This window comes from Acinetobacter sp. CIP 102136, assembly GCF_000369685.1.
GTDB lineage: Bacteria > Pseudomonadota > Gammaproteobacteria > Pseudomonadales > Moraxellaceae > Acinetobacter > Acinetobacter fasciculus.
In genome coordinates this window covers 1,165,710-1,176,854 of sequence record NZ_KB850142.1, presented here as the reverse complement: position 1 = coordinate 1,176,854, position 11,145 = coordinate 1,165,710, and the positions used below count along the sequence as shown (strand labels likewise).

Here is an 11,145-nt window from a genome sequence, read left to right as displayed (position 1 = left end):
TTAAAACATTTCCGTGCTATTGCAACTCGATTTGATAAACTGGCACGCAATTATAAATCTATGATTCGTATAGCCTGTATATTTATTTGGTGCAAAGCCAAATGAGGACACACCCTAAATAAATCGTTTAATCCACGCATTGAAAAATAGTTTAAAAGTTGTTGTAGCAATGCCCAAACAATCCCGCTTCCTCTGTATTGGCGGTTTCCTTAACGGAACCCAAGTTAAAGACCAAGGCGACAGCTTTGTCTGCGTCGAAAATGCCAAACAAGTGACTTATCATAAGCGTGAAATCTTCCATCCTGATTCATGGGATCACGACTACTACGTTTGTGAAACGACCACAGACAAACAGGCACGAAATTGGGTTTATGACATTGAGACAAAATAATATTTAATTCGATAAAGAAAGACATGGGTTGGCGTTATCGTCAGCCCATTTTTATATCCGTTTTAAAATATTCAGACAATAAAAAGCCCCATGGTTAGGGGCTAGTCGTATATAGGTCAAGCCCATATACTGTAAGAGGCTCATCTCAAACTGCGTGTATTAGAACACAGCAGCCTGAAAATAACCATCTAAATCTGATTTAAACAGCCAATTGCTGTTCAATCACCGGCCATAAATTCTGATGCGACTTTTTAAACATCAGCATATGACCAATGTTTTTATACGCATAACTTTTAGGTCTAAGTTCAATTATCTGAGTTTTTGCGTTCGGATATAAACGCAGTAAATCTTTCACGTTGGCTTCCGTGGCAATTTCATCATCCGATGACCAGATCGAGGTGATCGGGCAGGTGACTTGAGCATGAAAATCTGCTTTAGGTGATATAAGTTTACCGATCGCATTCATCACATAGCCGGGTTTACTACAAAACAGTGCCCATTCTCGTGCCACATCTTTAGGCAGGTTTTCCCCCATACCAATCGCTTGAGTCGGGCCATAACCTTTAGTGATTCGGGCCAGTGGGAAAATGACATTAAACATGACCGGCGCAAGCAGTCTGGTTTTACCTTTAAGTCCTTTGATATGTCCGGTTGAGCATGACACGGCTACGACTTTTGCGACTTTATGATGATTTGGTACGATACCTAAAAGCTGACCACCGGCGCTATGTCCAAGTAAAGTCACCTTTTCTGTATTGGTACGCGTTAATAACGCATCTATCGCGGCCGGAATATCCAGTTGACCCCATTGCACAATACTGGCTTTTGACTTTCTCAAAGGACCATGTAGTGAATCACCAATCCCCCGAAAATCAAACACCATGACCGCATAGCCTTGAGCTTGTAACCAGACACAGAATTGATGATAAAACTGTTTGGTAATGCCAGTGGCTGGACAGACTAATACCGGAAGATTTTCAGTTTCAGAAATAGCTGCATAAAAACGTGCACTTAAGCGATAGCCATCCTGACACTGGAGAGTCAATGTTTCAAATTCAGACATACGATACACTATGATTTTTATAATCCCGATGAAGCTTTACTGTATAGATTTTTAGCAGGGTAGCTTGGGGAAAATATGACTTAAAAGTCAGTAAAATAATAGAGATGGAATAAACTTATGCAGCTAATGGAACTTGAGCTGGCCGTTAAAATAGCCGTTATTTTTAGTGGAATATTCTTGTGGATCGGGATGTTTACCGGCGTCTGGAAATACTGGCAGATCCGTCAATCACCTCAGTCACGCGCACATTATTATGTCGATATTGCCCATCGTAGCAGCCTGCTTTATGCACCCGCAACTTTAATTCTGGCAGTATTAGCCTATTGTTCAGTGTGGCCGAGTATGGCGAATCTGATTTGCGTACTAGTCAATATTCTGTTTTTTAGCTTCTCGATTGCCGCTTATATGCTACATGGTTTTCTGCAAGACACGACGAATCAGTTTAAACAACCGCATCAGCTGGGTAAGTTTCATTTGCCAGGAAGTTTGATGACTTTAGCCATGCTGGGTTTAATTATCGCAGAATTGGGCGGGACGGGGATCTTGCTCTATGGAGCATTTATCGGATTATTTTAATGTTCTTTTTATAGTTATTCTGAAAGGATGCTGGAATTCTTGAAAGTTAAAACACTTTTTTCACCAGATGGATGACTGGCCAAATCATCCATCTGGGCTAATTAAAAATTTGTTTATCGGTATTTCTGGTCTATGGCAGCCCATAGGAAAAACGCAGCTGAGACAATCAGTGCATAGCCGAAGTATTCAAGTTTTAAATTACCTTGAATTAAGCAATGGACGGTTAAAGTCAGCATGAGTGCAAAAGTGGTGCATATAAATGTCACCAGATTGGTGTTGTTGGCTTTAAGAGCGTCAATGAAGACTTGCTTGTTGAAATGTAATGATAACATCTCCATCCCTCCCATTTATTTATGTTATTGAAGATTAAAGCAGATTTAATCAGTCAGAATTGAATATATAGTTGTACTGTTTAATTTGGACCTTTGCAACTGCTGTGGCAGGCTTTTACAGTCAAAATGGTCATCTTTAGTCGTATAACTACATAATCACTTGATTAGGCAAGAATTATATTTTCAGATTTCACCTCCAGTTAATTTTGGAAATAAGATGTAGTCATCATTTGATTAATGCGACCAAATAGAAAATGCAAATTCTACGCCAAAGATATGTAGTGTTAATCAATACTTTGTAAGCTTGCGTATGACTCGGAGGGGGACTTGGTTTAAGTTGGCAACAATAAGTATCTAAAATCAGGAAATTAAAATTTCTGTTTATATTTATATAAAAAAATAAAATAATTAAAGTGCAATTCTATACATCATATTTTATAGGAAATCTTAGTATCCAGATTTACAGCGGTGATTTGATGCCATGATGAAGAAACAATAAATGCCCGTCTGGGTAAAACCTGACAATTATTGATCACGCTCAAACCGGATTTTGGGTAAAAATACGATTTTTCAGACATCCTAGAAATTTTAGTTTCTAATACGGTCAATCACAGCTGTAATCAGCAATACAATCATGGATGGAATAAACCAGGCCAGATTCTGTTCTGATAGAGGTAAGTTTTGCAGTAATGCAGGCAATTCAAAACCAGCGACTTTTAATCCGTCAAAAATACCAAAGATCAAGGCCACCAGGGTCACTGGCGCAATCACATGAGATGGTTTCTTGAAGAAGCTCGCACAGAAGCTCAGCATAATGACGCTAATGGCAGGCGGATAAATAGCGCTCAAGACTGGAACCGAAACAGCAATCAGTTTGGTTAAACCCAGGTTTGAAATCACCAGTGAGAAGCCGACCAGAATAAAGACAAAAATCTTGTACGGGATTTTGGTCAAACTGGAGAAATACTCGGCGCAGGCACAGGTCAGACCAATTGCAGTGACCATACAGGCAATAAAAATCATGCCAGACAGGAAGTAGGCACCCATATCGCCAAAAGCATGTTGTACATAAGCATGCAGGATAATGGCACCATTGGCTGCATTTGGTGCGATCTCATGGCTACCCAGTCCAAGTTTAAACAGACTTAAATACACCAGAGTTAAACCAATACCAGAAATAATGCCGGCATTGACCGCATATTTGGTAATCAGTTTTTTATCGGTTACACCACGTGAAGTAATGGCTTTAACAATCACAATACCGAAAACTAAAGCGCCCAAAGTATCCATGGTTAAATAACCATTCACGATACCTTCAGTCACTGGACTGGTAACGTAATTATCGATCGCTGCAGGCGGATTGCTGGCAGGAATCATCACGGCTGCTACACCCAAAATTATCAAAGAAATAATTTTAAGTGGCGACAGGAAATAGCCGACGGTATCCAGGATCTTGTTTGGATATAAGGACACGATGGTCACCACAGCAAAATAGATGATGCTGTAAATGAGCAGACTGCCAGATTCATTGCCAAAGTAAGATGAAAAACCGATTTCATAAGAAACGGTTGCGGTACGTGGTGTCGCAAATAAAGGGCCAACAGCTAAGTAACATATCACAGTCAGCAAAATACTGGCTACTTTGCCAAGAGGCGAGCTTAGTGCCTGAATGGAGCCTTCAACGCGAGACAACGCAATAATGGTAATCACGGGTAAGCCGACTGCTGTAATAAGGAAACCTAAAGCAGCGAGCCATACGTGTTCACCGGCTTGTTGAGCCACAATCGGTGGGAAGATAATGTTGCCCGCACCAATAAATAGTGCAAAGGTCATAAAACCTAGGGCGACAATATCCCGGGTACGCAGACTTGTCATAAAGGGAGATCAATAGAACAAAAGAAAGCGATTTTAGTGTATATGTCCAATTTTTTGGAGTTTATTTTAAGGCTGGAAGCCTTGATTCTAGTGAGTTTGCGGATCACATAACCGGTCATTCAAATCTTGGTAGAAATATATGTTTGATAATTCGCTGAAAAATATATTTTTCCTTATAAGCTCAAAAAATATCTGCACTTGATATCAAAATGTGTCAGTTATTGTTTGTACAAATAAACAGCAATGAAAATTCCTATTTCAAGGAAAATTGCTGTGCTGAAACTCAACAACTGCGACATATTTCGCAAAAAAGGTATTATAATTCAGGGATTCATAGTGAGGATAGGTATATGCGAGCTCCAGCGATTAGTCTTAAAACTGAGCAAGATGTTGAAAAACTGCGGATATCTGGGCGTTTGGCTGCAGAGGTTTTAGCGATGATCGGGGAGCATGTCAAGCCAGGTGTCACGACTGAATATCTGGATGATCTCTGTCATGATTTTATTGTAAATACATTAAAAGTGACGCCAGCTAATATTGGCTATTATGGCTATACCAAAACCACCTGTATTTCACCGAATGAAGTGGTTTGTCACGGCATTCCATCATCGAAAGTCGTTCTGCAGGATGGCGATATTATCAATATTGATGTTGCCATTATTAAAGACGGTTATTTTGGTGATACAAGCCGGATGTACTATGTTGGAACTCCTTCTCCAGAAGCCAAGCGACTGGTCAATACCACCTATGAAGCCATGGTGGCCGGGATTCATGCGGTGAAGCCGGGCGCGACTCTAGGTGATATTGGTTATGCCATTCAAACGGTTGCACAGCGTGAAGGTTATTCTATTGTGCGCGAATATTGTGGTCATGGCATCGGCAAAGTCTATCATGAGCAGCCAAACATTCTGCATTACGGCCAGCCGGGTCAGGGCATTAAACTGGTTCCGGGCATGGTGTTTACCATTGAGCCGATGGTGAATATGGGAAAAGCCCGCGTCAAAGAGCTGAAAGATGGCTGGACTGTGGTCACCACGGATAAATCCTGGTCTGCGCAATGGGAACATATGGTCTATGTGACTGAAACCGGGTTTGAAGTGTTGTCGCCTTGGCCTGAAGGCACAGGTGAGTATCCGGAGATTTAAAATATTGATTGCATGATCTTTATTTAGATAATCCACTTACATAAATTACAACTCACTCGTGATTGTTGACGAAAACATACAAAACACTACATTAAACAGTGGTTTAGGATTGTATATCTGATTAAACTAAGAGTCAGATACATAGTTCCTTTTTTCGCTCACTATGCTGTAGTGAAAGTTTCTCTAGCTCATTTTTCCCCAAGAATGAGCTATTTTTTTGTCCAGTTTTCCTCAAAAGCATATCACTTAGTGCTGATTTAATTCAGCGACCAAATAATCAATAAAGACCCGGACTGCGGGCAATAAGCCGCGACGTGAAGGATAAACCACATGGAAAATACCATGCGGTGCTTTCCAGTCAGGAAGCACCCGAACCAGTTCGCCACTTGCCACGTACTGCTCGACCACGTTATCAGGCAACAAAGTGATGCCTGAGCCTGATGCGGCCAGTTGGGCCAGCATATTTAAGTCAGAACCCATAACTGTGGGACTGACACGGATTTTTTTCTGTTCCTGCTGTTCATTTTGTAAGGTCAGAAACTGTTCGGTATGATCTTCAGCCATACTCAGAATTTTATGTTCAGCCAGTTGCTCAGGGTTTTTCAGTTCACCAAATTCATTTAAATAACCTTGACTGGCAAATAGATGCTGCTCAATTTTTTCAAACTGGCGGATCACCAGATTCGGGTCATCATCCAGGCTGGAACGGACACGTAAGGCCAGATCAAAGCCTTCATTGATAATATCGACCCGGCGATTGGTGATCATCATCTGGACTTTAATTTCAGGATATTTTTTCAAAAAATCCGGCAGAATTTTTGCCAGTTCGTTCTGGGCAATAGACACTGGCAGACTAACTTTAATAGTTCCGCGTGGTTCGGTACTCAGATGGTCAACCAGATCATGCGCTGCCTGTGCAGCATTCAGCATAACTTGGGCATGCCGATAAATATTCATGCCAATATCGGTGACGGCAAAATGACGAGAACTGCGCTGAATCAGACGTACACCCAGACGCTCTTCCAGATTAAACACCCGACGGCTGAGTTTGGATTTGGGAATATCGGTCGCACGTTCGGCTGCACTAAAGCCGCCATGTTCCACCACCTGAGCGAAACAGTAAAAGTCATCCAGATCAGACAGCATGGTTTAATTCCATCCTTGCAACGATAAGCTGATTAAAAATTGATTGTTGCATACTGTCAATCAGAGAATGCAGCATATAAAAAAATTTAATTCCCGGATTTCAGTAAACCTAGCAGTGTTTGCATGCCATCGGTCGCGTTTTGGGGGATTTTGTAAAACTGCCCAGGCAAATGCTGCTGCTCGGCTTTCGGGTCGATGTAATAGGCCGGACATTTCGCAGGAATCTCATGAATTAACCCGGCAACTGGATAAACTTGAAGGCTGGTGCCAATCACCACGAAAATATCGGCATCCTGTACACAGTCTTGAGCTTCTTCATACGCGGGTACGGCTTCGCCAAACCAGACCACATGAGGACGCAGCGGATAGCCTGCCTTACAAAAGTGTTGATTTAAATCTAATTCAGAGCCTTCAATTGGATAAAACTCGGTTGTGCTTTGTGCATCGGGGCCTGAGCTTTTGGCCAGGCGAATATTGCCATGTAAATGGATCACCTTGGAGCTGCCGGCACGTTCATGCAAGTCATCAATATTCTGGGTGATTACATGCACATCAAACTCATTTTCAAGATCGGCAATTAATTGATGTGCGGCATTCGGCTGTGCTTCCAGAATGTTTTTACGGCGGGCATTATAAAAGCGTTGCACCAGTTCTGGATTTTTGGCCCAAGCTTCAGGTGTCGCGACCTCTTCAATCCGGTATTGTTCCCAAAGTCCATCATTGTCGCGAAAAGTATGAATGCCACTTTCGGCGCTCATGCCTGCACCGGAAAAAGCCACTAACTTTTTCATTGTTCTATCTCCTGAATCTTTAGGCAGCTGAAGTGCTAGATTGTGAATTTTCATTTAAAAAGATGCCAAGTTCTCGGGCAAATTTTAGCGGTTCAGTCAGTAAAGGTGTATGGCCGGATTTGCTGAAAAGTATCTGTTTGGCCTGAGGCAGGCTTTCTGCAATCAGGCGCTGACCTTCAAAAGGATATAGCTTGGATTGTACGCCGCTAAAGAAAGTCACCGGACAGCTGAGCTGGGCCAATGCCTCTCGGTAATCCTCACGATGGTATAAATAATTGTTGATATACCACGTCATATAATCCACCCGACTGGAAGGCAATAACAGACTTTGCAGTTGTAGTTGATTCAAAATGAATTCGAAAGCTTTCAGGCTATATTTTTGTTCATTTTGTAGCTGAATAAACTTTAGCCATAGGGCGGCAATTTGTTTACGGACAGAAACGTCAAGATCGCGAATCAATTCAACTTGCTGATATTGTGCAAGTAGGGCAGAGAGCTGCTGCAGAATGTGTCGATAAATTCCTGATGACGTGGGCCAAAAAGACCAAAAGCCCAAGCATCATCGACTGGTATTTTGGGAGTCTGATCAATGTGCAAATAAGCTGTTATGTGTTTGGCAAAGTCCCCATAGTGCAGGCCATGCATGGTTGTCGTCGCGCCCATAGAGTAAGCAATCACAATGAATTTATCTAAATTGAGCTGTTGAATTACCGATTGAATATCCAGCCAGTGACTGGAAATTGCATCAAGATCTTGCGGAATTTTACAGCGACTGGAAGCCCCAAAGCCGCGCCATTCCGGAATAATGAAACGGAAATTTTTCTGATGCGCATAGAGAAAAGCTTTCCATTGCCAGCTCAGCATGCCGAGTCCTGAGAGTACCAGTACCGGCTGTCCCTGACCATATTCGCGTACAAATAGCTGTTCACCATCGGGCATGCTATAAAAGGGCATGTGTGTCTCCGTATTTAGAATTATTTTGCGTCAAATTGTTTGAGTCGCGGAATGACTTGTTCCAGCCAGGAAATCCAGCCCAGTTCCTGATCAATCCCCAGTTGCAAAATCATTTTATGAATATACAGGGTACGGTCAGTTTCGTCCGCTTCGGCAAAGTCCTTGGCAAAAATCTGCTGATAGGTTTTCAGTTTTTCTTTATGCAGTTCTAGATGGCGTTCCAGCTCTGCCAAGGTGTTATTGCCACCAAGCTGGGCTTCGGCACGTAAACGCACCATCAGTTCTTCGCGCAGTTGTGCCGGTGGGCTTTGTTGCAGCATCCAGTTGGCCAGTTCTTCCCGGCCCAGACGTTCCACTTGATAAGTCTTTTTGCGGCTATTGGAATCTTCCTCTTCTAGCGTGGAAATCCAGCCTTTTTGTAGCATGGCATTCAGCTCGCGATAAATCTGCTGATGAGTTGCATTCCAGAAGAAGCCCATGGAACGGTCAAAGCGGCGGGCCAGTTCGATTCCGGTGCTGGGTTTTTCAATCAGGCTGGTCAATAAAACATGCGCTAAAGACATAAACGTCTCAAAAAAGTGACTCGGGATTATTATGCAACATGTTGCATAAAAATCAATTCTGGCATATAAATTAGTGCAACAAATTGCATTAAACTGGATGGGTTGAGGGATCAAACTGCCAGTTGCTAAAACAATAGCCAGCCTAAACGCACGCTCAGGAGTTGAAATGTCTAAATATCCGAATTTACTTGCCCCCTTGAACTTGGGTTTTACCACGCTTAAAAACCGCGTGTTAATGGGTTCCATGCACGTTGGTCTGGAAGAAGCACCCGGCGGATATGATCGGATGGCAGCTTTCTATGCAGAGCGTGCCAAAGGTGGAGTCGCTTTAATCGTCACCGGCGGGATTTCTCCAAATGATCATGGCGTAACGTTTCATGGTGGTTCCAAACTTGACACTCTTGAAGAAGCTGAAAAGCATAAAGTGATTACTCAGGCCGTACATGAGGCGGGCGGGAAAATTGCCATGCAGATTCTGCATACCGGGCGTTATTCTTATCAGGCTGAAAATGTCGCGCCATCCCCAATTCAGGCACCGATCAATCCAGTCAAACCGCATGCTTTAACTTCGGCTGAAGTGCAGCAAACCATTGATGATTTTGCCAATTGTGCCAAGCTGGCTCAATATGCCGGTTATGACGGTGTAGAAATCATGGGCTCGGAAGGCTATCTGATTAACGAGTTTATTGCAGCACGTACCAACCATCGTGATGATGAGTGGGGCGGAAGCTATGCAAACCGTATCCGTTTCCCGATTGAAATCGTACGCCGTACCCGTGAAATGGTCGGTGAGAACTTTATCATTATTTATCGCTTGTCTATGCTGGATCTGGTCGAAGGCGGTTCAACTCTGGAAGAAGTCATCCAGTTAGCCAAAGAAATTGAAAAAGCCGGTGCGACCATTATCAATACCGGCATTGGCTGGCATGAAGCGCGTATTCCGACCATTGCCACCAAAGTGCCTCGTGCAGCCTTCACTTGGGTCACCCGTAAGCTGAAAGGTCAGGTGAAGATCCCTTTAATCACTTCAAACCGTATTAATACTCCGGAAATGGCTGAGTATGTATTGGCGTCTGGTGATGCTGATATGATTTCTATGGCCCGTCCGATGCTGGCAGACTCTGAGTTTGTCCTGAAAGCGGAGCAGGGTCGTAGCGATGAGATCAATACCTGTATCGGTTGTAATCAGGCCTGTCTGGATCATATTTTCTCAATGAAAATTGCCACCTGTCTGGTCAATCCACGTGCCTGCTATGAAACAGAGCTCATTTTTAAAGAAACCAATGTAGCAAAAAATATTGCCGTGATTGGTGCGGGTCCTGCAGGTTTAAGCTTTGCTGTGTATGCTGCAAATCGTGGTCATCAGGTGACGGTATTTGAAGCCGCTGCTCAGATTGGTGGACAGTTTAATATTGCCAAGACTATTCCAGGCAAGGAAGAGTTTTATGAAACCTTGCGTTATTTCAAACGCCAGATTGAATTACAGCCACGTATCAAATTGCAACTGAATCATAAGGCGAGTCTGGAAGAGCTGGCTCAGTCAAACTTTGATGACATTGTGGTGGCAACAGGCGTGACACCGCGTCAGCTTGAGATTCCAGGCATTGATCATGCAAAAGTATTGTCTTATCTGGACGTTTTGAAAGAACGTAAGCCAGTGGGTCAGCGAGTTGCCATTATTGGTGCAGGTGGTATTGGCTTTGATACAGCCGAATTCCTGAGTCATGAAGGAGAAAGTGGCAGTATCAATCCGGAAAAATTCTATGATGAATGGGGTATTGATACTGACTATGAAAATGTCGGTGGCTTAAAAGCTGCAAATGTAGAAAAACCGCAACGTGAAATTTATTTATTGCAACGTAAAGCCGCTTCAGTCGGCGCAAGTTTGGGTAAAACCACAGGCTGGATTCATCGTACTGGTTTAAAACACCGTGATGTAAAAATGATTGCGGGCGCCAATTATGAAAAAATTGATGATCAGGGCTTACATATAATCGTAAATGACAAACCTGCGGTACTAGAAGTCGATCACGTGATCATTTGTGCCGGTCAGGAATCTTATACCGCCATGTTTGATGAGCTAAAAGCAGCCGGGAAAAATGTGCATCTGATTGGTGGAGCGAAAGAAGCGGGTGAATTGGATGCCAAGCGTGCAATCCGTCAGGGTGCTGAATTGGCAGCGGTGATCTGAAAATATTAAAACTTGCTTTTTTTCCCTCTCCTTTATTAAAGGAGAGGGTTAGGGAGAGGATTTGTAAGAAAGAATCCCCCTTACGAAGCAGTACTTCTCACCTTTAAAAAGGGATGAG

Annotated in this window: 10 protein-coding genes and 2 pseudogenes; 5 read left to right on the top strand and 7 right to left on the bottom strand. The window is 43.0% G+C overall.

The genetic code is table 11. From position 1 onward, the window contains the following. Nucleotides 1–105 (top strand): annotated as a pseudogene (locus F893_RS17910) (IS5/IS1182 family transposase); the annotation flags it as partial. A gap of 64 nt (nucleotides 106–169) precedes the next feature. Beyond that, nucleotides 170–391, top strand: a complete 222-nt coding sequence (locus F893_RS11030; protein WP_005252099.1) for a hypothetical protein — start codon at nucleotides 170–172, stop codon at nucleotides 389–391. A gap of 199 nt (nucleotides 392–590) precedes the next feature. On the opposite strand, the gene F893_RS11025 is transcribed toward F893_RS11030, so the two are convergent. Beyond that, nucleotides 591–1,454 (bottom strand): alpha/beta hydrolase family protein, encoded by an 864-nt coding sequence (locus tag F893_RS11025; RefSeq protein WP_005252098.1) that lies wholly within the window; start codon nucleotides 1,452–1,454, stop codon nucleotides 591–593. Nucleotides 1,455–1,571: 117 nt separating this feature from the next. On the opposite strand from F893_RS11025, the gene F893_RS11020 reads away from it, so the two are divergent. Further along, nucleotides 1,572–2,030, top strand: a complete 459-nt coding sequence (locus F893_RS11020; protein WP_005252096.1) for a hypothetical protein — start codon at nucleotides 1,572–1,574, stop codon at nucleotides 2,028–2,030. A 113-nt stretch (nucleotides 2,031–2,143) separates the two neighbouring features. On the opposite strand, the gene F893_RS11015 is transcribed toward F893_RS11020, so the two are convergent. Beyond that, complete coding sequence (locus F893_RS11015) at nucleotides 2,144–2,362, bottom strand: hypothetical protein (protein WP_004645284.1); 219 nt, start codon at nucleotides 2,360–2,362, stop codon at nucleotides 2,144–2,146. Between the two features lie 588 nt (nucleotides 2,363–2,950). Further along, the gene (brnQ, locus tag F893_RS11010) at nucleotides 2,951–4,237 is read right to left on the bottom strand and encodes a branched-chain amino acid transport system II carrier protein (protein ID WP_005252094.1); all 1,287 of its coding nucleotides are present in this window, start codon (nucleotides 4,235–4,237) and stop codon (nucleotides 2,951–2,953) included. 350 nt (nucleotides 4,238–4,587) lie between these two features. Here brnQ and map point away from each other — a divergent pair, with 350 nt between their 5' ends. Continuing rightward, nucleotides 4,588–5,382: a type I methionyl aminopeptidase gene (map, locus tag F893_RS11005; RefSeq protein WP_004645281.1), complete on the top strand. Its 795-nt coding sequence runs from the start codon at nucleotides 4,588–4,590 to the stop codon at nucleotides 5,380–5,382. A 246-nt stretch (nucleotides 5,383–5,628) separates the two neighbouring features. Here map and F893_RS11000 read toward each other — a convergent pair whose 3' ends face one another. From F893_RS11000 to F893_RS10985, 4 genes and pseudogenes are all read right to left on the bottom strand, one after another. Then, the gene (locus F893_RS11000) at nucleotides 5,629–6,528 is read right to left on the bottom strand and encodes a LysR substrate-binding domain-containing protein (protein ID WP_005252085.1); all 900 of its coding nucleotides are present in this window, start codon (nucleotides 6,526–6,528) and stop codon (nucleotides 5,629–5,631) included. Nucleotides 6,529–6,614: 86 nt separating this feature from the next. After that, the gene (locus F893_RS10995) at nucleotides 6,615–7,319 is read right to left on the bottom strand and encodes an SIR2 family NAD-dependent protein deacylase (protein ID WP_005252083.1); all 705 of its coding nucleotides are present in this window, start codon (nucleotides 7,317–7,319) and stop codon (nucleotides 6,615–6,617) included. 19 nt (nucleotides 7,320–7,338) lie between these two features. After that, nucleotides 7,339–8,273: pseudogene (locus F893_RS10990) on the bottom strand (alpha/beta fold hydrolase). Between the two features lie 20 nt (nucleotides 8,274–8,293). After that, nucleotides 8,294–8,836: a PadR family transcriptional regulator gene (locus F893_RS10985; RefSeq protein ID WP_004278730.1), complete on the bottom strand. Its 543-nt coding sequence runs from the start codon at nucleotides 8,834–8,836 to the stop codon at nucleotides 8,294–8,296. A 166-nt stretch (nucleotides 8,837–9,002) separates the two neighbouring features. Here F893_RS10985 and F893_RS10980 point away from each other — a divergent pair, with 166 nt between their 5' ends. Beyond that, entirely contained in the window at nucleotides 9,003–11,027 is a 2,025-nt protein-coding gene (locus F893_RS10980; protein ID WP_005252076.1) for an NADPH-dependent 2,4-dienoyl-CoA reductase, read from the top strand. The last annotated feature ends 118 nt before the right edge of the window (nucleotides 11,028–11,145 follow it).

Bases quoted from the DNA above. Each gene is read 5' to 3' on its own strand.
- map (WP_004645281.1), top strand. From the start codon at position 4,588: ATGCGAGCTCCAGCGATTAGTCTTAAAACTGAGCAAGATGTTGAAAAA.
- F893_RS11000 (WP_005252085.1), bottom strand. From the start codon at position 6,528: ATGCTGTCTGATCTGGATGACTTTTACTGTTTCGCTCAGGTGGTGGAA.
- F893_RS11025 (WP_005252098.1), bottom strand. From the start codon at position 1,454: ATGTCTGAATTTGAAACATTGACTCTCCAGTGTCAGGATGGCTATCGC.
- F893_RS10985 (WP_004278730.1), bottom strand. From the start codon at position 8,836: ATGTCTTTAGCGCATGTTTTATTGACCAGCCTGATTGAAAAACCCAGC.
- F893_RS10995 (WP_005252083.1), bottom strand. From the start codon at position 7,319: ATGAAAAAGTTAGTGGCTTTTTCCGGTGCAGGCATGAGCGCCGAAAGT.
- brnQ (WP_005252094.1), bottom strand. From the start codon at position 4,237: ATGACAAGTCTGCGTACCCGGGATATTGTCGCCCTAGGTTTTATGACC.
- F893_RS11020 (WP_005252096.1), top strand. From the start codon at position 1,572: ATGCAGCTAATGGAACTTGAGCTGGCCGTTAAAATAGCCGTTATTTTT.
- F893_RS10980 (WP_005252076.1), top strand. From the start codon at position 9,003: ATGTCTAAATATCCGAATTTACTTGCCCCCTTGAACTTGGGTTTTACC.
- F893_RS11015 (WP_004645284.1), bottom strand. From the start codon at position 2,362: ATGTTATCATTACATTTCAACAAGCAAGTCTTCATTGACGCTCTTAAA.
- F893_RS11030 (WP_005252099.1), top strand. From the start codon at position 170: ATGCCCAAACAATCCCGCTTCCTCTGTATTGGCGGTTTCCTTAACGGA.